Annotated in this window: 15 protein-coding genes; all 15 read right to left on the bottom strand. The window is 53.0% G+C overall.

Annotated features, from left to right (window positions below; genetic code table 11):
• Positions 1 to 29: 29 nt before the first annotated feature.
• A complete protein-coding gene (locus PLF13_04560; protein HOP06546.1) occupies positions 30 to 3,467 on the bottom strand; it encodes a M56 family metallopeptidase in 3,438 nt (1,145 codons plus the stop codon).
• Between the two features lie 6 nt (positions 3,468 to 3,473).
• Positions 3,474 to 3,851: a BlaI/MecI/CopY family transcriptional regulator gene (locus tag PLF13_04555; GenBank protein ID HOP06545.1), complete on the bottom strand. Its 378-nt coding sequence runs from the start codon at positions 3,849 to 3,851 to the stop codon at positions 3,474 to 3,476.
• A 1,128-nt stretch (positions 3,852 to 4,979) separates the two neighbouring features.
• Positions 4,980 to 6,227 (bottom strand): orotidine-5'-phosphate decarboxylase, encoded by a 1,248-nt coding sequence (pyrF, locus tag PLF13_04550; GenBank protein ID HOP06544.1) that lies wholly within the window; start codon positions 6,225 to 6,227, stop codon positions 4,980 to 4,982.
• Positions 6,227 to 7,144, bottom strand: a complete 918-nt coding sequence (locus PLF13_04545; protein ID HOP06543.1) for a dihydroorotate dehydrogenase — start codon at positions 7,142 to 7,144, stop codon at positions 6,227 to 6,229. The genes pyrF and PLF13_04545 overlap by 1 nt, the downstream gene beginning before the upstream one ends.
• Positions 7,141 to 7,935 (bottom strand): dihydroorotate dehydrogenase electron transfer subunit, encoded by a 795-nt coding sequence (locus PLF13_04540; GenBank protein HOP06542.1) that lies wholly within the window; start codon positions 7,933 to 7,935, stop codon positions 7,141 to 7,143. Before PLF13_04540 ends, PLF13_04545 begins: the two co-directional genes overlap by 4 nt.
• On the bottom strand, positions 7,932 to 10,085 hold the full coding sequence (locus PLF13_04535) for a hypothetical protein (GenBank protein ID HOP06541.1): 2,154 nt from the start codon (positions 10,083 to 10,085) through the stop codon (positions 7,932 to 7,934). The genes PLF13_04540 and PLF13_04535 overlap by 4 nt, the downstream gene beginning before the upstream one ends.
• A gap of 57 nt (positions 10,086 to 10,142) precedes the next feature.
• Positions 10,143 to 10,883 carry an NAD-dependent deacylase gene (locus PLF13_04530; GenBank protein ID HOP06540.1) on the bottom strand — a complete coding sequence of 247 codons (741 nt, stop codon included), beginning with the start codon at positions 10,881 to 10,883 and terminating at the stop codon, positions 10,143 to 10,145.
• Between the two features lie 75 nt (positions 10,884 to 10,958).
• On the bottom strand, positions 10,959 to 13,148 hold the full coding sequence (locus PLF13_04525) for a DUF1926 domain-containing protein (protein ID HOP06539.1): 2,190 nt from the start codon (positions 13,146 to 13,148) through the stop codon (positions 10,959 to 10,961).
• A gap of 4 nt (positions 13,149 to 13,152) precedes the next feature.
• Entirely contained in the window at positions 13,153 to 14,055 is a 903-nt protein-coding gene (locus PLF13_04520) for an MlaD family protein (protein HOP06538.1), read from the bottom strand.
• Between the two features lie 58 nt (positions 14,056 to 14,113).
• Positions 14,114 to 15,022, bottom strand: a complete 909-nt coding sequence (gene rsgA, locus PLF13_04515) for a ribosome small subunit-dependent GTPase A (GenBank protein HOP06537.1) — start codon at positions 15,020 to 15,022, stop codon at positions 14,114 to 14,116.
• 57 nt (positions 15,023 to 15,079) lie between these two features.
• Positions 15,080 to 17,926 carry a M28 family peptidase gene (locus PLF13_04510; GenBank protein ID HOP06536.1) on the bottom strand — a complete coding sequence of 949 codons (2,847 nt, stop codon included), beginning with the start codon at positions 17,924 to 17,926 and terminating at the stop codon, positions 15,080 to 15,082.
• A gap of 439 nt (positions 17,927 to 18,365) precedes the next feature.
• Complete coding sequence (locus PLF13_04505; GenBank protein ID HOP06535.1) at positions 18,366 to 18,575, bottom strand: zinc-ribbon domain containing protein; 210 nt, start codon at positions 18,573 to 18,575, stop codon at positions 18,366 to 18,368.
• Positions 18,576 to 18,751: 176 nt separating this feature from the next.
• Positions 18,752 to 20,185 (bottom strand): S8 family serine peptidase, encoded by a 1,434-nt coding sequence (locus tag PLF13_04500; protein HOP06534.1) that lies wholly within the window; start codon positions 20,183 to 20,185, stop codon positions 18,752 to 18,754.
• Between the two features lie 21 nt (positions 20,186 to 20,206).
• Positions 20,207 to 22,966, bottom strand: a complete 2,760-nt coding sequence (locus tag PLF13_04495) for a CHAT domain-containing protein (protein ID HOP06533.1) — start codon at positions 22,964 to 22,966, stop codon at positions 20,207 to 20,209.
• Positions 22,963 to 23,553 carry a hypothetical protein gene (locus PLF13_04490; protein ID HOP06532.1) on the bottom strand — a complete coding sequence of 197 codons (591 nt, stop codon included), beginning with the start codon at positions 23,551 to 23,553 and terminating at the stop codon, positions 22,963 to 22,965. Before PLF13_04490 ends, PLF13_04495 begins: the two co-directional genes overlap by 4 nt.
• Positions 23,554 to 23,589: the final 36 nt, after the last annotated feature.

The raw sequence follows: 23,589 nt of genomic DNA, 5'->3' as shown, positions 1-23,589 counted from the left end.
TAATGGGGATTTTTCTCTTCAGCCTGATTTTACAAATCGTCGTCGTCCAATTCCTTCGCACTGCGACCGTACAGACGACGATAGAGTCGATTCATCTCATAGTCGGAGTCCATAGTCTCGACCACCTGCATGAATTCCTCTTCAAGCATGCCGTTACCGCGACAATAATCGGCCAGATCGCTGAGCACCTGAGCCTTATCGTGGTTGGAGTCGATATCTTCCACCACCGCCAGAATTGAAATCATCAGATCATCCGACATCGGGACTTCGTCAATGAACTCCGAAAGCACGCGCTGCCGGTCATAGTCGCTGTCGACACTCCCGACCGCATCCAGGAACAGCTCCCGTAATTCCGAATCCTCCGCCATACAATGAACGACCTCGAGCAGCGCCTCGGCCTTTTCATAACCCGATTCCAGATCCTCGATCATGCTCAGAAGTTGTTCCCCCATGGATCGTTGTCGGTCACAGTCGTCAGGGAGGAAATCCTTGAGCACCCGATGTTTGTCATAATCGCTGTCAATCGACTCGGCGCCTTCCATCAACTGCTGCAGTAGTTCTTCGTCGTTGCGGCAGTGTTTCGACAGCTCCATGAACAACTCCGCCTTCTCATAATCGGAGTCCATCATCGAAGCCAGTTCGAGCAGGTATTCCAGATCATCATGCGAATAGGTGTCCGTCTGATCCGACAGGGCTGAGATGATCCGGCGCAGCTCGTAATCCGAGGTTACACCGTCAATCGCTTCTATATAAGTATGCCGCAGGTCCTGATCGTCACCGAGCAACTCCGACATATCGATCAACAATTCGGCCTTTTCATAGTCCGAGTCGATCCGGTGTGCGATCTGCAGGATTTCCTGCAACACTTTTTTATCGGTGTTACGGTCGAGACTTAATCCGCTAAGAACCCGCCGCGTCTCATAGTCGGAGTCCATATCGATTGCCGCATTGATATAGGACTGTAAACCTCGGTCGTAGACCGGATCGGATCGATCGAGGGCGTTGAGATGCGGCACCATGTCGATCAGCAACTCCGCCTTTTCATAATCGGACTCAATATCTTCGGCAATCGTGAGTATCTTCTCCAGCAGTTCTACGGAGATATCGTCGCTGAGCATCAATCCGTTTATTGTCCGGCGTTTATCATAGTCGGAATCGATCGTGGCCACCCCGTCGACATAGAACTCCATCAGCCGCTCGTCGTCTTTGACCCGATCCGCCATCGACAGTAATAACTCGGCTTTATCATAATCGGAGTCGAGCTCGGTCCTCACCAGGTTCAGGATCGTAGCGTAATTATCATCGTTCAAACCGGGCTGTTGTAAAAGAATCTTGAGATAGAGGCGTTGGATGTAGTCGCTTTCGATCCGTTCTACCTCATTGATAACACCGTCGAACCCGTCCTTCTTCATGATGCGCTCGACCCGGCCCTCGGCTCCGATTCCGGTCCTGCGGATCAGCTCGATCAGCACGTCGCCCAACCATTCGCGGCCTTCGTCGTCGAACTCCTGTTCCTGATCATCAACCCGGTATTTGTACGAAAGAGTACCGTCTCGTTCCGGCTCTATCTCGATAGCATGACGACTGCGACCGGACCGTTCGCTGATTTCTATATAAGCATCGCGCGACATCGAGGCGATCCCCCGGTCGTCGTCGGTGAACTCAATTTCACCATCGATATCCGCCTTCACATAGTTCCGGCCGTCCGACCAGCGAACCTTGAGGAGACCGTCGTCATTCCGACTGACGCTGGTACCCTTGAAATTACCGCCCTCGACATCGCCTTCATCGTCAACCGTACCGCTGAAGAAGCTGAATGATTTGTCCTTATCTTTCTTGTCTTTCTTGCTCGAACGACTCTCCTTCTCGGCGGCGGTAACCTTGTCGTCTTTGTCGTTATCGTCGTCCGCAAACCAGGCCGCTTCACTTACCGCCGGTGCCGTCGGGACAGGCGGCGCCTCGACAGTCAACTCGACCTCGGAGATAACGCTAGCTGCTTCAGTCTCAGGCCAGTAGAAATCCGGATCGACCGGCTGCATGAGATTGTGCCCAACCGCCACCGTTTCATCGTCGTACCCTGCGACTATCAACTCCGGCAATTCTTCGTCAATAAGAAGCAGATCCTCCGGCATCGGCGGTTCTATATCATTGAGCACCGGCCGGACCGGTGACACCCTCGGGACTTCGGCGCGGATAGCTTCGTTTTGCACCGGCATAATCAGATTCTGAGCGGTCCGAGCCAGTTCTTTGTAAGAGGGTGCATTCCCCGGCGCCGTTACCGAAGGCGCTATCTGAATGGCCGCCACTGTCGATACTGCCACCAGCAGTATGATCATGACCAGGCGTAATCCCTTCAAAACCGGTTGTTCACTCCGGCGACCGGATAAAAGCCGGGCGAAGCGTTTGAAAATCTGCCGACGCGTCGTGAGCGCTCCCGGCATAAGGGTGGTCCCGGTCCCGGTGGTCAACTGCACCAGCCGCGTCAGACAATGAGCATAGGCGGAACGATTTCCGGTCAACTCCACCACTCGTTCATCACAGGCTACCTCACGCTCGAAATCCAGATGCCGCCCTACCCAGTGCACCGCCGGGTGGAAAAACACCAGCGCCTGAACCACTTTCTGACCCAGTTTGGACCAGTCGTCCCAGCGCCGCAGATGAGTCAACTCGTGAAGGATCGTGGCGCGAAGGTCTTCCTCTGAGAGTTCATCGAGCAGTCGCGAAGGAAGCAGGATTACCGGTTGTCCCAAACCGGCCGCCATCGGATGCGGTATTTTATCGGTCAACCTTACTTCTATCCGGCGCAGCCCGCAAAGAGCCCGGAACTCCGACTCGAATCGACGCAGATACCCCCAGTCGAACGGCTGCGAAGTCCGCTTCAAGTAGTTCATATAATTATGAGCCCGGATTATTCGATAAAGCAGCCAGCCTGATACAACCAGCCAAAAAACTAAAAGCACCTGCGGCAGCATACCTACGAGAAGTTCCCGGAAGTTGGCCTTGTCAACCGCGGTCTTCTGATGTGGTGATATAACCGCCGACACATCAATTCTATGCTGCTTATGACTTCGTGGAGTGTAACCGGGGCTCACAGCAGCACGATCATCACTTCGATTCTGCTCCAATTGCGGCGGAAGTACCTGAGCCACCTGCGGGTGATGCAGAAGGACGCTGACTTCTTCGGATTGACTCACACCTTCAGGCTCGATCGATACTGATACGGGCACATTGTTGTCCGTGTACGATGTAATAACCGTCGGCAGAATCCAAATCAGAAACGGCAAAGCCAGCACTACCATTAGTTGTGTCCACCAGACCGCATATCCGGCCGAACCGCTGAAGGATTTACTGAACCGCATCGTTGCCCAGACCAAAGCGGTCACGACGAGACCTATCCAGAGCCAGTTGATCAGGACACCAAAACCGCCATAGGCGAAATCGGAAACGTAGTCATAAATCGCTTCCATAGGTGGTTACTCCTTCTCGACGATCATCTTTTTAAGATGCTGCAACTCTTCCGGTGTCAGTTCTTCGTTTTCGATTATGTTCAGAAGCAGCAGTTCGGGAGAATCATTGAAAAAACTTTGCACCATGTGCCGCACGACATTGCGACGAGCCTGGCTGTTGGAGATCAACGGCTGATAAACGTGCGCCCGGCCAGACTTCACCCGCCGCAAATATCCTTTTTGCTCCAGTATTCGCATCGTCGTTAAAACCGTATTGTAAGCCAGCGGTTGATCGGCGGGTAACGCCTCGGTCACTTCCGCCACCGTGGCTTCTCCGAGTCGCCAGATGATGGTCATCAGGCGAAGCTCTCCCTCGGTTAATGTTGGAGTTTTTCTTCTCGCCATATTCGCCTTCTCAATGTTCGCAACTATAAAATTAAGACAATCTGTACTTGAGTATACGAACCTACCGCAAAAAGTTCAACTAATTAATTAGTTTATTTTGGTTTTTATTGAATTTTTCTCAGGAATACTTCCATGCAGCTACTCAATAATAATTATTAAATACTTATATATCTGTCTGTTATGACGCATTTCTGCAGGCCGGGTGACCCATCCGTCAGGTGGTTTCCCGCCGGGTGGCCCATCCGTCCACGGGTGGGGTCCTTGCCCTCTGCTTGAATAACAAGCATTTCTCAGGTGGCCCATCCGTCCACGGGTGGAGTACATCTAAAAGCTTCGGACAAAGGTGCCCCGCCTTTCGGGGATTGTTGAATATGTCCGTTGCTCGGGTCCGTCTTCGAACCCGCGCGGACAGTTGGTGAGCAGCAAATATACTCGTTGGTCTCTGGATCTATAGAGATTGACGATATCCGAAAAAAGTCACCCCGGCGGAGGCCGGGGTCCAGCGGTGTTGCCGGTCTCGGAGAGACCGGCAATTACAATTGTCGAAACCTTCAGGTTTCGACCTTATCTCTGGATGTCGGCCTTCGCCGGCATGACGGCCGTGAGACTAACAGTGTCAAATTCCAATGATCGGCTCCCCGGTCGGGTGGCCCATCCTTCAGGAGACTGTTGAAAAATCATACGTCCTAACATTTAGTAAGACATATCTGTAATGCGGGCGACACAAGGCCGCCCGCTACGCGAGGTTAGAGCTCTTTAACGCGTAGCGGCGGGGCTTGTCTCCGCCGCGATGAAGGTTTGTCAACAATCCCGTCAGGTGACTTCCCGTCTTCTGCGACACACCGCCTTGCGCTCCGGAAACCCGGACAGACCCTGGACCATTCAACCAGATTTGCCTCTCTGCATTGCTAAGATCCTCCTCCCTCATTTTCCCTACAAACTTTCCCCACAATCCAATTCGAACGGCATCCGTAGAGATGCGATGCAATGAAACGATCGGTTGCTCGCCGAGAGGTGCAATGGCATAAAAAACAAAAAATACACAACGAACCCATTTCGCCGTAGGCGAATGGGAATCAATCAATTCGGAGGAAATCCCGTCTCAGCGATGTGGATAACTTCAGCCCGCTACTCGTTACGGGGCGGTTCGTCCTGACCGGGCTGATTTTGCGGCTGAGTCGGTGGTGCGGGTGCTTGTGACTGAGGTTGGATTGGTTGCTCGGAGCTATGAGATTGTTGTCCCTGATGCTCTTGATGCTCTTTATGTTCTTGATTTTGTTGATCCTGACCGCTCCGATCACCCTGTCCGCCTCGGTCGTACCGATCGTTCCCGCGCCTTTGATTATAGCTATTGCCGCCGCGACGGTCACGCCCTCGGTCCCGGTCGCGATAACGATTGTTCTGATAACGATCGCGTTGTTGATTCTGACCGTAAGGCTGCTGCGAGCGATTGCGTTCCTGCTGTTGATCGGATTCGGATGAACCCTGTCCCTGATCGGACTGCTCACGATCGGGACTATCGACCACCGCTTCCTGCGGAGGTGGTGGGGCCGGACTTTGTCGCTTGTCGCCGCGCAGAACGTTGACCGCCTCGTTGAGCTTCTGCAGTTCCGCTCGCGCTTTGTCGGCGAAATCGTTGTCGCGCGAGGCATACAGCACCGAACGGGAGACATTGATCATCGCCAGCTTATGGAAATTAGCGGTCCCGTCAACCGCCGCCTTTTCGAGCGATCCCCCCTGCGCCCCGACCCCCGGAATCAACAGCGGCATTTCACCGGCCAGGTTGCGGATCAATTTCAACTGCTCGGGAGCGGTGGCGCCGACTACCAGGCCGAAATTCTGGTCCTTGTTCCAATAATTGACTTTCTCGGCCACCAGCTCGAACAAAGGCCGCCCGTCAACCTTGAGCATCTGGAAATCTTTATGACCGGGATTGGAGGTCAGGCAAAGAACGAACACTCCTTTTTCATCGTATTCGAGGAACGGCCGGATCGAATCGTAACCCATGTACGGATTGACCGTCACCCAGTCGGCGTTGAGCCGTCCGAACAAGGCCTGGGCATAATGAGCCGCGGTGTTGCCGATGTCGCCTCGCTTGGCGTCCAGAATGATCGGGATGTCTTCGGGAATACGCCTGACAATCGAGTCCAGCAATGATATGCCCTCATGCCCGAGACTTTCGTAGAAGGCTAGGTTCGGTTTGTAAGCACAAACACAGTCGGAGGTAGCATCGATCATCCGCAGGGTAAAATCGAACATCCCCTTGACCGTCTTGCCGTATTCAGCCGGCATCCGCTTGGGATCGAGATCGAGCCCGAGACAGATCATCGACTGGTTCTTCTCCTGTATCGAACGAAGTTTGCGAATAACGCTCATTAGTATTTCCTCACCTTCCCGACCAGATCGCCGACCGCTGTCAGCTTTCTGGATTTGAGATAATCGGCCAGCCCTTTGACAATCTTCACCGGAGCATCCGGCTCGATAAACAGGGCTGTCCCTACTTGCACGGCACTGGCGCCGACCAGGAGAAATTCCACCAGGTCCGACCAGGTTTGCACGCCGCCGATTCCGATAATCGGCAGACGGCAATTCTCGTGTACGGCATCGACCATAGCCAGCGCTACCGGTTTGACGGCCGGGCCGGTCAGGCCACCCTTGTTATTGGTCAAACGCGGTCGCCAGGTATTGATATCTATCGTGGTCCCGACGAGCGAGTTAATCAGCGACAGCACATCGGCTCCCCCCTGCTCGGCGGCCTTGGCGATTTCGACAATCGAAGTAACATTCGGCGAGAGTTTGGCAACGATCGGCCGCTTGAACACTTTCCGGACCGCCCCCACCACCTGTTCGGTCAACCGGGCGCTGGCGCCGAACTGCATCCCGCCCTCGTTGACGTTGGGACAGGAGATGTTCAACTCGATCATGTCCAGCTCTTCGACCTCGTTGAGCCGAGCGGCGATATTGACATACTCCTCCAGACACGAACCGGCGATATTGACGATCTTGCGTGTCTCGTGTTTGGCCAGGAAGGGAATCTTCTCGGCGATGAACCGCTCCACTCCGACATTCGCCAGCCCAATCGCATTGAGCATGCCCCCGGCGGTTTCAGCCGTTCGCGGCGGCGGATGCCCCAATCGGGGAGCTTCGGTTATCGACTTGGTGACGATTGCACCTAACTTGGAGAGAGGAAAAATCCGGGCCAGCTCTTCACCGTACCCGCAGCAGCCCGAAGCCGTCATCACCGGATTGGCGAACTTTATTCCGGCTATAGTGACGCTTAAATCGATCTTCACAACGCCACCTCCCCGATCTCGAACACCGGTCCGTCACAGCAAACCCGGGCATGGCCGCCCGCCGTCAGCGGCACGACACAACCCAGACAAACTCCGATGCCGCACGGCATCGGTGCTTCAAGGGAAATTTGCCCCGGCGTCTTCAGTTCCAGACCGAGCGCGTTGACCGCTTTGAGCATGCCTTCCGGACCGCAACCGTAAAGACGGAAACGTGCCCCTCGGTTCGCTTCCAGCAAGCGTCGAACCGGTGCCGTCACCAAGCCCTTTTCACCGAGCGAGCCATCCTCCGTAACCGGGTGAAATTCAATCCCGAGTTTGCGAATGCGTGTCCGTTCGATAATGTCTCCGGCGCTTCGCCCGCCGTAGCAGAAAACGATACGGGATGGGTCGAAACCGTTCGCAACCATGGTCGCAGCCAGGTTGAGCAGAGGCGGGAAACCAACGCCTCCCGCTACCATCACCGCCGTCTCGCTCTTACGCGGCAGTTTGAAAGCATTACCGAGCGGACCGAGGATGTCGATCGGATCACCCGGATGCATCCGGCTCATAAGTTTCGTGCCGCGGCCGCAGACTTTAAATATCACCTCTATTTCACGCCGGTCCGGTTCGATCGAAGCAACCGAAAAGGCTCGCCGAAACAGGACGTCACTGCCCGGCAACTTCAGGTGCAGGAACTGGCCGGGACGGCATTGGGCAGCACGGCTGAAAGGACCGAGGTGAAATGAATAATAGTCGTTTTTTAGATTACGTTTACTTCTGATCTGTGCGCATTCGCACGAAGGTTTTGTCATCTTAAGTGGTCCGGCAAATACACCCTGAATTTGTACACTAGCCATTGTCCCTGCAGTTCCGACGGGATACGGGTAACATCAAAAGTCATCGTCCGCATAGTCTCCTCGGCCCGCCGGTTGATTTCGTCGTTCGGGGACTTAATGACCATCAAATAATCAGATACTTCACCGGAAAAATCAAGCTCGATTTGGAAGTAGATATCCCCTTCCCATCTATCACGATATGCCTCGGTCGGATATTCGAATTCCTCGACGATTCGAATCGGATCGAGATTCAGGAGTTGCAGTTTTGTGCCGTCGGGACCAATGTAAGCGGCTTCCAGCGGATCGACATAATCGGACTCCTCTTCATCGCCGCCCCCGCTACTCCGTCGGTCGGAGTATTCATCGTCTCCCTGAGCGTACTCATCCTGTCCTTCTTCGCCCTCTCCCTCATATCCCTCTTCACCTTCTTCGGGGGTATCTCCGGGTTTCGGCTTGGGACGGTAGTTGGTGCGCTTTTGGGCCTGATCGGCCCAGTAGGTGTCCGGGAACGAATCCACGAATTCGTTATAAGCGAATACAATCGATGAATCCCCCGGACTGAAATACTGCTCATCGACCCAGATTGTGGCAAATTTCGCCTGCAGAAAATACTGTGATTCAGGGAAATGGTCCACTACGTACTGGTAATAGTATTTCGCCGAATCCGGCATGTTATCATCTACCAGGAAGTCTTCCGCCTTGTCGAAATAAACCTGCGCATAGCCGGTATCGGCGGCTGTCCCGATCAAATTCAGCACCTCCAGCGCCTCGGGTACATAGTCGCTGTTTGGATAGTGATTGAGCATATCGCGCAGAACCGAATCCGCTGCGGCAGAATCCCCCAAATAAACGCGATACATCTGCGACAGCGCAATCATCGCCTTCGGGGCATCATACGCGGTTGGAAACGAATCCACTACGTATTGCATTTCCAGCATCGCGGTGTCCGGTTTATCCAATTGTGACCAGTAGAGTTCGGCTAAAAGGTATTGAGTGTAACCGGCCTCATCGATCGCCGACTGAGTGGTGGTGGAGTCAATTTTCAACGTTCGTTGATAGGTGTCGATCTTACCGATATCCGAAGACAGCTCCAGAGCCTGTTTGCCGATATCGGACGAACGACTCATACTCGTGGTCGAGTCATATAACTCCTTGGCCTTCGTCAGATTGTCGTAATCATACTGGTACATCAAACCCAAACGCCAATATGCTTGAGCCCTTACGTTGCGATTGATGTCTTCGTCGGTCAATTCGCGATACAGATCCTCAGCGGCATCGAGCTCTTCTTTCAGCTCGTATCCTTCGGCTACCTTCAAACGCAGAACGGCGGTCGAGTCGTAGTAAAGGTCATCATCCATAAGCGTTTTGAGATAATCCTGCCCCACATGGATCCGTTGCAACCGATAGGAACACTCGGCAGCCTGGTACAGAGCCGTGTAGCGATCGTTGGTGTTAGGATCCATCCCGAGAAGCTGTAAATAAGCACTTAGCGCCTCGGCAAACCGATATCTCTCAAACAGGCCGTTGGCCAGATAAAGCTGCGCCATACGAGCGTCGATTTCCGATCCGAGAGAATCACGCAGAGCCAACAGGTAGGGATCGGCATTTTCGTATTCGGCGTTGTCGTAATAAAATGTTCCGAGCGCCAGAGCCGCTTCGGCTTTGAATTCTTTATCATACTTGCCGTTGAAGATGTCCTGAAAAATGACCATGGCATCCTCACGATCGGTCAATTCCAGCTTGGCCTTGGCCATGTAAAGCGTCGCATCGCGAGTGTATTTCGAATTGGGATAGTTGGCCAGCAACTCACGGGCGCGGCGTTCCGATTTAGCATACTCATCGGTCCAGAAATAACTGACCGTCAGCACATAGAGAGCATCATCGTAGTATTTTGAATTGGGGTGCTTCTCGACCACCTTGAGCGATTTCTCGATAGCTCGCCGGTATTCACTGATATTGCCTCGACCCCGTCCTCCGGAGTCTTTGCGGGCGCTCTCCGCCGAATTGAAAGCTTTTCGGGCGTTATGAAATGTGTTGTAGTAAACGCAACTACCCAGCACGACCGGCACCAGGATCAGCGCCAGCAGAGTCGCCAGGGTTCTTATATTGTGCCTGAGTCCGCTCAAAGTACCTTTCGTTCGTCCCGCTTATTATACCGGTCTCCGGCGTCGGCGTTTCCGTCGTCAGGAGTTAGTTCGTTCCCGGTAAGCTTCCAGCAGTTTGGGGAGAAACACTCCCGAGGCTGAAGGCACATAGAAATCGGCATAATCGGTCAGCGGAGTACGATCCGGGTTAATCTCCACCAGAGTCGCCCCACGCTGGACAGCTGCCACGGGAAGACTCGCGGCCGGGTGGACAACGGCCGAAGTGCCTACCGATAAGAATAAATCACAGGTCTCGGCGGCTTCAAAAGCTCCGGCTATGACATCCGGATCGAGCATCTCTCCGAACCAGACTACATCCGGTCGCAGTTGTCCGCCGCAATAGCTGCAGACCGGTATATTATCCGGGTCGATATCGATATCATCAGGCGCATGTCTGCCGCATTTAAGGCATTTGTTGCGCATGATGTTGCCGTGCAATTCCAGGATATTTTTTGATCCGGCCAGACGGTGCAAACCATCGACATTCTGAGTAATCAGGGTGAACCGATCCAGCAGCTTCTCGAATTCAGCCAGAGCGTAATGACCCGGATTCGGCTTCACTTCACCGATCAGGTTTCGCCGCCAATTATACCATTCCCAGACGATTTTCGGATTGGCCATGAAGGCATTCATCGTTGCCAGTTCGTCCGGGCTGAATTTCCCCCAAAGGCCTTCCTTGCCGCGAAAAGTCGGCACTCCGGATTCGGCCGAAATACCGGCCCCGGTAAGTACCGCCACCCCGCGGCTGCGCATCATGATGTCAACGATTTCATTAATCATGCTCGGAAGATAGGTCGACCGGGATCGTTTGCCAATGGAAATATCCCGGTCGTCATGTTCAGCGGTAAATCCGTATCAACTCCGGGCAGCACTGCCGGCCAGACTGCCGGTCGGTTTCTCAGCCAGCGCTCCGGCATAAAGACTCAGGTTCAGCACGGCCGGTTCATGCCCCAATCGAATATGATACAAATTCATCAATGTCGTTCCCTGGTACACTTTCTCGAATCCGCCTTCGGAAAGCGATACCGTGAAAATCGGATGGTGCCAAACCTCTCCCGGTTGATCGGAATACAGGCGCACGGCCAGACCGCGATATTCATCAACCAGAGCGACCGCTCGACAAAGACCATGTCCTCCGATTGAATCGAGGAATGATTCATCGGGACGGTGGTCGTCAATTTCGATATAGCGGTCTTCGGCGTGTCCCGCCTGGAAAGTGAAATTGTTTTCCACGGCAAAACGGACCTCAATATCATAATCCACGAGGCGTTCCAGGCGGTATTGCACCTGGATCACGGGAGAACCGGGGATGAATTGGAACGATTTGTTTACTCGAATAGGAATTACGCCCTCGGGTCGCCAGAGATGTCCTTCACGTACTAGTTCAACGCGTCCGCCATCGTCTTCAACGACACATTCATAGGGCTCAACGATGAAATCACCTTCTTCACCGTATTTGGCATACATGAATTTCTCAAGGTTGACGTCGGCCGTCAAGAAATGGTCGATGAAACAGCGCTTGAGATACCAATCCTCGACCAGGAATTTCTTCAAACCGTCTTCCTTGGCCAACACCAGATCGTGAATGGAGGCGGTGGAATCTCCCGTCTCAGTTTTCGAATCGGAAGCCGACTCGACTACCGCCTGGTCGAGCTTGAGGTGATAACCTTCACGACGACGTGTAAGGGTATCGGTGATTGAGAAATCATGACGGTTGAGCGACAGATCGAGCAGACTACCACCCCGACTCGGCTTAATCACGCCGTTCAATTCGGACGTCTTGACCACCACTTCTTCGTAGCCGTCAAAATCGTAGTCGCGCGTCTCCACATTGATGCCTTCGATCCCTTCAACCTGATTCAAAATCCGATCGGCCCGTATCAAGCTGGAATAGACCGCCTGGCGAATGTGGGGCAAATAAAGACCGCCAAAAACCCCATGCCAGTAAGGGCAGTTGCACTGACCGGCGTAGAGTCGATCACGAGCCGCAACGACATCCGCTTCGTTATGGAACTCCTGCTCTACCTGAGTCAGATGTTCGGATACATCGAGCATCTTTTTATGCATCAGATTGGATTCATCGTACTTGGCCAGGAACCCACGCCAGTGACCTCCGCGCACGAACCGTCCGTATTGAGTCAGCCGGTCTTCCTTCTTGAGCCACCGCTCGAACTGTTCGTATTCGAGGAAAGCTATCGGCGGGAGCGCCCATTGTAACATCTCAGCATAAGAGGCTGTCGGCAAATAGGCTCGACCGACCGGGGGTAACGCTGCGGCCTCGGAAAGAGGGATCAACTCCAGCCAGTCGCTGTTTTCGGCAATCGCCTGGAAAAAGTTATTCAGCCATTGATCCTGATAACAATGCTCATATGTTTTTGGCCAGACACCGAACTTCTCTCCGTCGTCGGCATAAACCGCCAAACCGCCCGGATTCCGCTCCGCCTGATTGCGCAATTCGGCAATAACTTCCTCGACTTTGCCGAACGGGATCAGATAGCGAAGTTTCTTCTGGATAGGTAGAAGTGTTACAGCCGAGCCTTCCGACTCGGTAATGTACGGACCGGTCAACTGACCGTTCTCGAAACCGGCATAGAGGAAATGAGTATCGTCAATCGGCAGATATTTAACTCCCGCATCGGCCAGCAACCGTGGAAGATGCGGCTCCCAGATGCGCTCGGTCAACCAGAGTCCTGTTGGCTTAACCTCGAAATGGTCGGCGATATAGCGATTGAGCATATCTATCTGACCGAGAGCGTCTCGTTCCGGAACGGAGATCAGGATCGGCTCATAAAAACCACCGGTCATCAGTTCGATCCGTCCGGCATCAACCAGATCACCCACCTGCTGGAAATAATCGGGATGGGCACGTTCCTGCCAGCGCCAGAGAATCCCGGACTGATGCAGCGAAAAACGCAGATGTTCATGCTGCCGAACCAGGTCTATGAACGACTGATAGGCTTTCTGGTGCGCTTCTTCGAAAACCGCTTCGAAATTGCCCACCGGCTGATGATTGTGCAGCCCGAAAGCTAACTTGAACTTGGCCATACTATTAAAATAGCTCCAGTTTCAGGTTGATGTACTTGCGCGGATTGGCGCGAATATCGGTCACGAGATCATCGATATTATCCGCCGTGCGGCGGAGGTCATCGTACAACCGGCGGTCATCCATAAGCAGCCGCATGGTGCCGTCGGGATTGTTGAGGCCGTCGGCAAACTCCCGCGCCGACATGGCCAGCGTATCCAATTGATAGACCAGCATCTCGATCCGTTGCGAGGCGCGATCAAAGCGAATCGCGGTGGAATCCACGCGCGAACCATTATCGTTCAGGAGTTGATTGATCTTACGCGAGGCATCACGCAGGTTCACCGCCGTTTCGTTCATTTTAGCTTCGTTGCGATCCATGTACGTCGCCAACGATCGTGACACCTGCTCCAGATTATCTATCGTGGTATGAAATTTATCCAGCGTCGATCCATCGCCGACACTCTTCTTGAAAGTGCCGACCAATTCGCGTAACTCACCGATCATCTCGCCCATCAATCCCATCACTTCCGGCAAACCGGTGTCGTATTGGCCTTCATGGATCTGGTCGAAATCGAACGGCTCCTCCGATCGACCGGGAGTGATCGCCACGAACCGTTCCCCCATCAAACCCAGGTTCTTGATTACGATCACCGCATCCTTACGAAGAATGACATCGCGATGAACCAACAACTCAACCTCGACACCTCCCTGCAGCAGGGTAAGTCCGTTGACCTTGCCTTTATTGACGCCGGAAACAGTCACCTTGTCTCCAACCGACAGGGTGCCGACATCGTCGAACCGAACCATAATACGATGGGCGTTCTGCTCCAGTTTGTACCCCTGAAGCCAATAAAGCGAAACCGCGATCAGGGCGATCCCTATCAGGATAATAACGCCAACTCTGAATTCTATATTTTTAGCTGCCATATTCTGTTCCTATTATCGGTAAATGTCGACAGATTATTAACTTACCGGCTCGATTGAGTTATTCGAGTGACTCTGCTATCGAACAGTAATTGTTATACCGGAACAAACTGATTTCTCCTTTGTCCACGGCTTCTTTGACACCACACCCCGGTTCATGCGTGTGGCTGCACGGCTGAAAACGGCAATCTCCGACAAAAGGCTCGAAATCGGGGTAATAATGCGGCAAATCCTCGCGCGTGATGTCCCAAAGCCCCATGACTTTAAGACCGGGAGAATCGACCACATAACCGCCGAACGGCAGTTCAAACAATTCGATATGAGTCGTAGCGTGACGCCCCCGATTGGAATAGGCTGAGACATTGAGTGTTTTCAGGTTAAGCCCCGGGACCAGGGAGTTGAGCAAAGTCGATTTACCAACTCCGCTATGACCGGCAAACAAGGTTCGTTTATCGGCCAGGCCGCGTCTAAGATCTTCCATGCCAAGACCGGTTTTGCCGGAAACACAGAATACCGGGATATCGATCTTGTTGTAAGCCTCCGCGATCTGCTCGAATTCCTCTTCCCAGCCCAGATCAATTTTGTTGAGAATGACAATCGGTGAGAGATTACCCATGTACGCCGCAACCAGGAACCGGTCAATCAGACCGGTTTTCAACTCGGGCGATTTAATCGATGCAACTGCCGCCAATTGCCCCAGATTGGCCGCAATCACCTGCTTTTTCCCCTCGCCGCCTTTGGCCGGGCGTGAAAATTCGGTATCGCGCGGGAGAACCTGCTCGATAACAGCGCGGCCGTCGCCGGTCAGCATAACGACGATATTGTCGCCTACTGCAACCGGCGTGGTCTGATCCGCTTCCGTCTTGACTTTCTGGCGGACTTCGGACATCACTCGACGTCCGTCATCCAGACGGACCTCAAATAAGCGCCCGCGTGTCGCCACCACTATTCCCTGTGGTCGATCGCTCATACAGAAAATCTACGGCAGCGAGAGAAGCATATCAAGGCATTAATGGATGCGCTATCCTCATTCCGGACAGATCTCCGGACCTTGCTGAAACATGTAGCTGACGAGGTATACCAAATCATTGATATCGGGACCGCTTCCGCTGGAGTCAACATCGACTGCCGCAATCACCGGCGGCTCCGGTCCGGACTGGAACATATACGCCACCAGATAAACCAAATCGGAAATATCCGGACCCGATCCGTCGCCGTTAGCGTCGCCGCAGATATAGTACGGTCCGATCGTCAAAGAGACATTCCGATCGGATATCGCGCCGACTTCATCCTCCGCCCGAATCACCAACTCGAGAGTTGCCGTATCGGTCGGTGTCCCCTCGATACGATTTTCGACGATACCAAGACCATAGAGCACCAGGTCGTCGTTCAGGTCGCTCCATACGATCGCACCGGTGCCGCCCGTCGCCTCCAGTGTGATCGTATAGAACACACTCACCTGGGCCTCGGGCAAAGTTGTCGTCTCGATCGAGATCGGTGCGTTCACGTAGAATTCATACAACCGTTCATCGGTGGCCATGGCCTCGTCCGTCACTTCAGCCGTAAACGTAAGCGTGCCGGCTGCCGTTGGTGTCCCCGTGAGTGAGCCGTTGCCGCTGAGAACAAGTCCGCTGCCGCTCAGATCATCGTACTTGTCGATATAAGTAAGCGTTCCGCTTCCCCCGGCGGCGTCGAGCAATTGGCTGTATTCGACACCGACGGTCCAGTCCGGAAGCATCTCGGTAATAATCAACGGATCGCACGAGTATTGCGTCAGACGAACGGCGTCTATCGCCGCCTCGACATGGGAATCCGCCCCCAGATCCGAAGCATCGAAGCGAAGCCTGAACACCGAACCGGGAGTAACGTATTCGTCAAGCCAGAATTGACGATACACCCAGCCGCCGGAGGCATCTTCCACCGGGCCGACCGTTTCGATAGTATTCCAGAAAGTCCCGTCGTACGCCCGGATGAGCATGCTGTCGTTATTGGGATCCTGACCGAGAACGTTGTTGTACCAGCGAGCGTATTGGATCAGCACGTTTTTATTACTGATCGAGTAAATCGGTGTAGCCAGACTCGTCGTGCCTCCGTCTACATCGTGGGTATAGAAAATGGCCGTCTGATAACAGAAACCGCTTCCGTCGTAATCCTCCTGCGGCACACCGGCCAGGTACAAATCGATCGGTATCCCACGCTCCCAAACACCATCCGTGGCGTTACCGGACACTGACCAGCCGAGATCCTCCGAGAAATCGTCGTTGATTAACTCGATAATTCTGGTCGCGCCTACACATGAATACATTCTGTTGTCGATCGGAGATGTTGTCAACGCGCCGGAGGTATCGTACACGTTGAAGTAGTAATCGACATAAGACTGACAGTCAATAGCCGGCAGCGGTGCGAGGTAATCTTCCCCCGAAACATGTTCAAGCACCACTTCCTGAAACGCACCGCCGTCAACAGCATAGTACATAATCGAGGTTGCGGGCACCGGCGAAGACCCCGCATAAGTCCTGATCGTGACCGGTACCTTATTGACCCGATCGGGGTAAATCGTGGCGGGCAATCCTTCCGGGAATTCATACCAGGTCATCGGGGCCGGCGTGTAAGAATCATCGACGGCGAGCGCGGTTGCCAAAGAGGCTTTGACCATCCGGGTCATGTAATCGTAGTTCATATAGCAGGTGCTGTCCTGATTGGAGTGCAAAAATGGTGACAGATAATACTCCATCGGGAAGATCGCCGCGTAATCCCGATCGCTGAACGAGACATGATCACTAAAGCCAAACTCGCCTTCGTAGCCGGTTATGTCTATGCCGTTCAACGAGTCGGCCAGGTTTATCCAGAGGTCGATGTACGGGCTGTGGTCATATTCATAATAGACATGCGCTTCGTTGGAGTTTTCGTAATTCGCGTTCATGTCCGTATTGATCATCAAAACGATACTGTCGCCGTTGATAAAGGCGTTTTCAGCGTAGAATTCGGATCCTAGCAGGCCCCATTCCTCGGCATCGAACAGGATGAAAGTGAAAGTAAGCTTGGTCTCGAGCTGTGCGATGAGCCGCGCCATTTCCAACACCGTACAGACTCCCGATCCGTTATCGTCGGACCCCGGGGATTCCGGAACCGCATCACGGTGAGCACCGAGAATAATCTGATGCATCGGGTATGTCGTACCGGTCTTGCAGGCGATGATGTTGTGGCATGTTTTCACGTCGCCGTCGATGTCGGCCTCGAACGGCTGGATAACCACAGAGTCGTATCCAAACTGGGCAAATTTGCCGGCCAGCCAGTTGCGGGCGACGTTGTTGATTGTCGTCCCGGCCACTCGTCGCCAAAAACGACTCTCCATATAATGCGACCAGGTTTCGAGTGAATCCTGGTTAACCTGGTCAATTATCGTCTGAAGGTCCACGTCATATCTGAGATCGCCGGCCGATCCTTTATCCTCCCGATCGTACCGGACAGGCAACGACCTGCCCCTCAGCGGAGCCAGCCGGGTCGGAAGTGAGGCGGTTGCAAACAGGTCCGATGGAATCCGGTACAGACGCAATCCGACATCCTCATAGAGCAGTGGGAAATTACCGTCGGCGTTCCTGTCGAAATTGATGCTGATCGCTAACTCGGAACTACCGATATCACTCGCCACCAGCCTCGCGTTGAGACCGGATCGTGACATTCTGGTTTCAGCATTGTTGTCTGCCAGTACCAGATATCCGGATGAAGCCCGAGTGAGTGCAATCGCACCGGACAGGCGTAAACCGGCGGCTTCGGTTTCGGATTGGATTTTAACATAATAAAGATCGGAGGCAAGCAGGCTTCCTCCCGTCAGAAGGACTACAGTTACGAGGAGCACAAGACGTAGCGACATAACACCCTCCTGGCAAGGGTTTCCATAACTTTAATTCGATGATATACTTCTGCGATCCGGATCGATCAAGCGCTTGAATACACTCAAGCCATCAGTATCAGATTGCCGTGGTAACAAGGATGTAATGTTTCTTAGAGAGTCTGTGAACACACGACAATAGTAAAATAGCTATTGTACTTGTCTTGTCAACTCATTAGCCGTACCGAGAAACCCGGTGTGGATATTGCATTTAATAGATAAAAAAACACAAGCCCCGGTAGAACGGGGCTCGTGTCGCAGAGAGGTATACTGCTATACAGAATGGAGAAAAGACCGCTTTGGCAAGCGGTTATCTTTATGTAACGACTAACTTACTGGTTCGTTTGACCTTTTATCAATGATCCCTGATTTTTGTACAGTCAATCTTCGTTCAAGTTCAAACTACCTTTGACCGCATCCACTACAGACCATTCCGGTCTTGTAATACCGCCGGCTTTTCAGTTGCGGTTTCGGCAGCTCTTTGACGCCTTTTATAGTCGGCATGGCAGGCCTTGCACCTTTTGGGATCATAAGCATAGCCGATACTGGCGAAATAGTCCTGTCCGCGACCGGTAAAGACGAACTCTTCACCACACACGGAACAAATCAGTATTTTATAACGCTCGGCCATTTTCTTCTCATATCCCTTATTGATATCCAAGTGCCGGACCTTACCAGCCTTCCTCAGATATAGGAGGTTGACAAAGGCCCCAAAAATACGGCTTTTTTCTGAAAAAGCACTGAAAAAGATAGCCCCGCAACGAAGATACGGGGCTAAAACTGGACTAATTTGTTCAGATTAGAAAATCAGTGATAGCATGGTTGCCATTTTCGCCGATTACCGTTGAAAAACTGGGCCATAGCTTCAGTATCCTGGGCATCGACAACGCCGTCACAGTTTACATCGGCAATCATGTCAATCACCGACTCACAGGCTCCGGGTAGCCGGTTGTTGACATAATCCGCCAGTAATTCAAGATCCACGACATTTCGCTGTCCTGAGAGATCCATATCACCTACAGCCAGACCAACGACAGCGTTCAGGGCATTCAATGCGCCATAACCATACTCCGAATCCGGAGCATTGACCGTTCCCCAGAGTAAGTCGATGCGCGCCGAAGCTCGCAGGTGATTTTGAACCTGTCCCGGCAACATCTCGGGATTGAGCTGCAACACCAACGCTGCCGTTCCGGCAACCAGAGGAGATGAAAATGAAGTCCCGCTCCAGGTGCCCCAGTCGGTTTCACCGGGGAGAGCGCCGTAAACATCCACACCCGGCGCCACTAAATCTACGAACGATCCATAACAAGCGAAATCGGCTCTCATCTCATTTTCGTCAATAGCCGTAACACCGATTACGCCGTCATACGCCGCTGGATAGTAGTATGTGCTGTCGCCGGAATTGCCTGCCGCTGAAACCATCACCACACCGGATGAAAGCGCTGCTTGAATGGCCGATCGAAGAATGGGAGAGTTGACATCGACGCCACAGCTCAGATTAATAACATTGGCTCCATGAGATTTGGCCCAATGAATTGCCTGGATGAGACTGAATACATCACCCACACCGTTGCCGTCGAAAGCCTTGATCGGCATAATTTGACAATCCGGAGCTGTCAACCAGACCAGGCTCGTAACAAACGTGCCGTGCCCCACATAGAGGCCTTCCATTGTCTCCGAGGGATCATTATCGTCATCAAGAAGATCCCGTCCTTCCACCGTCTGCATGTCCTGGAGAATGGGATGATCAAACACCAGACCGTTATCGATCACAGCAACAACGACACCTGATCCGGTCGCAATCTGATGAGCCGAATCGATTCCCGTAGAATATGTACCGGGTTGTGTGAAATAATCGACGGGGCTTTCGGCAAAAGCATAAATAGGGGCGCGCTGATCCGGGAACCCCTGACTGATCTGGAATGTCTCAGGAAAACTGACAAGGAAATTGCCGTGGGCGCTCTCTACCAGAGGACTGCGCGTAATGCCGTCGGCGGCAGAATCAAAATCCTTGCCCGGAGGAATTTGCACCAGAAAAGTGCGGCCGTCCTCGACACTGTCTATCAGTGTTACATCATACCGGCGGACAAGACTGCTGATCTGTCCCTCTGATTTAACCCTGACCACCATTTGCCCCGGAATGCCGATCAACCCAACGTCAGTTTCCTGCGGGAAGATCGTTGCCGCAAGCAGTAGCAGTAATAACAACACCCCGAGACCGGGATACACTTTTTGAGACATGCCAGTTTACCTCTCTAGCAGTTATTCCTCTCCGATCAATATATAGGCTCCCCAGAGAGCCGGATTACAACACCAGCGGTGCATGTCGTTAATCGTCTCCCGATAAGAAGCCACCACCGACCCAGACTTTTTCAAACGTCTGTAAAAATCGGTCATAAACCTTTCAGTTACTTCATCGGCAACAGGCCAGAGCGAGGCGAGTACTTGGCGGCTACCAGCCTGGTGAAATGCTCGCGCCAGACTGAAAGAGTTTCCATAATATAACCCGGGAGCCGCCGTCTGGCAACCGGAAAGTGTTACCAGCCGCGCACTTACGCCTGAATCAAACAAATCAAAGGGGAAGTAAGGTCCGTCCGCCAGTAGTATCCGCGAGAAAAGAGGGTTCTCCGATGACCGCGAAGCGTGTGCGGCCACATGAACAAATCCCTTTGATTCAACAAGTTCTCGCATCAGGTGGACAGAACTGGCCCGTTTAGCCGAGTAAAATTTCGCGTTGTCGAATATCCGGCTGATTTGTTTCCCTTCTTTGCGGACCAACGGAAGTTCTTCCGAATCAACCGCAAAAACCGCCGATTTTAGCCGATTGTAAGCCCCTTTTGACGACACCGGCGGTTGCAACGGATCTACTGCGATTTGAATTCCACGATCGTCTTTGAGGTATCGACCGGATTCATCACAGAGTGCCATGAATGGAACCTGCATCAACACTCCCGACGGCACGAATACAATCTCATCCCGACGACAATGCGATAACAGCGGTGCGACCAGCAACGCATAGATACGACCGAGATAATACTCACACGCCTCGGTCGTACTCACTGCTTCATGTCGGTGCGATACGGTCCTCTCGGCCAAAAAATGTAATTTGCGAACAAGGCCTTCGACTTCGTTCGTGCAGCAGTCCAGCGACACGTAGACAACACCGTCACCGTTTGCGACAAATGCACCCAGGGAGTCATCGTCTCCATGATAAACAACCAGACTGCGTTTCTGCTTTCGGAGTCTTCGAAGCAAAGTCTCGGGAGTGACACCGTTCTGTCCTGAAACCGCCTTGGCCGAGCTATGTGATACCGCCCGGCGATGATAGTAAAATAACTGCTGTTCAACTTCTCGATAATCCGCCTGATCAACCGTGGAACGTTCTCCCGAACGGGGGAATTTATACAGCCGGGTCAGGGTCGTTCGCAGTTGATCCATCTTCTCGATCAACGCCGCCGGCACCTCACCCTGAAGACGCTCAATCGAAACCGTTGGATGGTTAAGCATGTTGAGCGCATTGAGGCTCTGAATGAACGATTCCTGGGTTTTCCCCAGTTTGAGAAGACTCTCTACCAGACGGCGATAGCTGTGGTATTTGTCGACAGCGAAGAAATAGCGAAGATCGTCGCGATGCAGTCCCGTCAGCATCTGCTCAACGACCATTACCGCTTCACGATAGTAACGTGAGGCTTGTTCAAACAAACCACGCCGGAAGTAGAAATCAGCAATGATCGCGTTCAATTGGTATTTCTGGTATCCGGCCAGTTTCGCTCGTCGCAGCCGCCGTAACTGGCTGTCGGCCTTGTCCAATTGATTCGACTCGTATAAAGTCTGCAGTAATACCAGACGGGCATCGATCTCACGGCGACGGTCATGGCTTGCCGAAAATTTCGCAATTGCCGCTTCGGCAGCCTCAGCCGCTTCAGCCGGTTCCCCCTGCTTCTGAGCCAGACGAGCCCGAGCGACTCCCACCAGACCAAGCCAAAGGTCATTTTTTTCCGCTTCGAACATCCGTTCCGCCTGCTTCAAACGGTTGCCCGCAGAACGGTAATCCTCCATGGCCAGTCGTGCCAGAGCAACGAAGTAATGTGCCTTGGCTGCCTCGTAATTCATCTTGAGTTTGAGCAGTTCCGGCAGGCAAGCCTCTCCCAACATCATTGCCATGCCGAACTGGTTCACCTGAACATTCAACTCAACCAGGTCCAGTTGCGTTACCGCGGCTGACTTGCGATCTCCTAACTCCTGGAACTTCTCATAGACATGCTCGAACAGGGTCATCGCCTCAGTGTAGCGGTCCTCCAGGAATAATAAATAGGCAACCGAATAATTGGCCTGGGATTCGGCAATCAACAATCCCTGCTCGCGATAGACATTAGCTGCTTCAGCGTAGAGCTTACGAGCCTGCTGCAAATGATTAAGATTGGCATGAATGTTGGCGCGGTTGTAATCGACTACGGCCAGCGGCACCCCACCCGTCGGTTCGAATATCTTGCGGGCTTTATCATAGTAACGCAACGCCTCATGGTTCATGTCCATGCGATGATAAACGTTACCTATGTTGGTCAGAGTTTGCGCTTCATCGGTGAGCATCTCTTTGCGGCGGAAAAAACGCAACGCTTTCCGGCCGGAGTCAAGCGCTTCATCATAACGTCCCAGGTACATCAACACTTCGATCGTACCTTTATGCAGACGAGCGGCGGCTTCGTACTGACGATACTTCTCGAACAGCTTCAATGCCTGCTGATATAACCGCAACGCCGCCGTGTAGTCCCCCGACCATAACGCCAGTCGGGCCGACAACGACACCAGTCGCCCTTCGTACTTGCGATGAATCGAATTGCTGAGCTTGCGAGCTTGTTCGACGTACTTCGCGGCCTGGCCGAGATCGGTCCTGATCAGCCGGTTGAGGCCGCTGTCCAGATCGGACAGAAACGCTTCCGGATCACCACCGTACTTGAGCTCGATTAATCTGCTCAGGGCGGGTTCTTGATCGAGTCCCGCCAGATCTTCAAGGTAGATCATAAGTCAAACGCAACTGAACCAATTCGATTAGGGCCGGCATGGAGTATCAACTCGCGGCTTCCCCTGGGAACGCGCTCGAACCGGAACAAACCGAAAGGATCAGCCTCAGCTTTTAGAATCCCATGAGCTGTTTTGATTTCGGCTATGACCGGTTGGTCGGCCTCTATTCCCGTTACCTGGCCGATTACTTCAAAGGCGCTGTCGGTAATCGGGTAAACAGCCATCTCCAATTCACCCTTGGGTAACTGCCAACGCAGACGTCGGGTATCAACCGTAGCCGGGCGTACCCCTTCAGGCAGCGGAATGTCACGCGAGTCAAAAACACGAATACCGGTCCGACTTTCAGGATCACGACGGCTGCGCATAAAATCAGCAAAAAGCCTGTCGGACAATCCCCGAACAGCCCGGTTTAAATCGCTTCGGCGCAGGTTATCACCGATTTTGAGCAAACCCTTAAGACCGGCCATGATCTCGGCCAGCTTCGGATCAGCCTTGATCTCAGCTTCCAATTGCGCCTTGCGTCGGCCTTTCAGCTTTCCCTGCAGAAGCTCCACCAGCCGATCAATGTAGCCTTCATATCCTTTCATATCGTTCTTACCCATTTGTAAGAGCCGTAACAAACG

The organism is Candidatus Zixiibacteriota bacterium (genome assembly GCA_035380245.1).
Lineage (GTDB): Bacteria > Zixibacteria > MSB-5A5 > GN15 > FEB-12 > DAOSXA01.
This window is presented reverse-complemented; position numbering and strand designations above follow the sequence as displayed.

Coding starts and splice junctions, on each gene's coding strand:
- PLF13_04560 (HOP06546.1), bottom strand. CDS start 3,467: ATGGAAGCGATTTATGACTACGTTTCCGATTTCGCCTATGGCGGTTTT.
- PLF13_04555 (HOP06545.1), bottom strand. CDS start 3,851: ATGGCGAGAAGAAAAACTCCAACATTAACCGAGGGAGAGCTTCGCCTG.
- pyrF (HOP06544.1), bottom strand. CDS start 6,227: ATGAGCGTTATTCGCAAACTTCGTTCGATACAGGAGAAGAACCAGTCG.
- PLF13_04540 (HOP06542.1), bottom strand. CDS start 7,935: ATGACAAAACCTTCGTGCGAATGCGCACAGATCAGAAGTAAACGTAAT.
- PLF13_04530 (HOP06540.1), bottom strand. CDS start 10,883: ATGATTAATGAAATCGTTGACATCATGATGCGCAGCCGCGGGGTGGCG.
- PLF13_04525 (HOP06539.1), bottom strand. CDS start 13,148: ATGGCCAAGTTCAAGTTAGCTTTCGGGCTGCACAATCATCAGCCGGTG.
- PLF13_04520 (HOP06538.1), bottom strand. CDS start 14,055: ATGGCAGCTAAAAATATAGAATTCAGAGTTGGCGTTATTATCCTGATA.
- rsgA (HOP06537.1), bottom strand. CDS start 15,022: ATGAGCGATCGACCACAGGGAATAGTGGTGGCGACACGCGGGCGCTTA.
- PLF13_04510 (HOP06536.1), bottom strand. CDS start 17,926: ATGTCGCTACGTCTTGTGCTCCTCGTAACTGTAGTCCTTCTGACGGGA.
- PLF13_04505 (HOP06535.1), bottom strand. CDS start 18,575: ATGGCCGAGCGTTATAAAATACTGATTTGTTCCGTGTGTGGTGAAGAG.
- PLF13_04500 (HOP06534.1), bottom strand. CDS start 20,185: ATGTCTCAAAAAGTGTATCCCGGTCTCGGGGTGTTGTTATTACTGCTA.
- PLF13_04495 (HOP06533.1), bottom strand. CDS start 22,966: ATGATCTACCTTGAAGATCTGGCGGGACTCGATCAAGAACCCGCCCTG.
- PLF13_04490 (HOP06532.1), bottom strand. CDS start 23,553: ATGAAAGGATATGAAGGCTACATTGATCGGCTGGTGGAGCTTCTGCAG.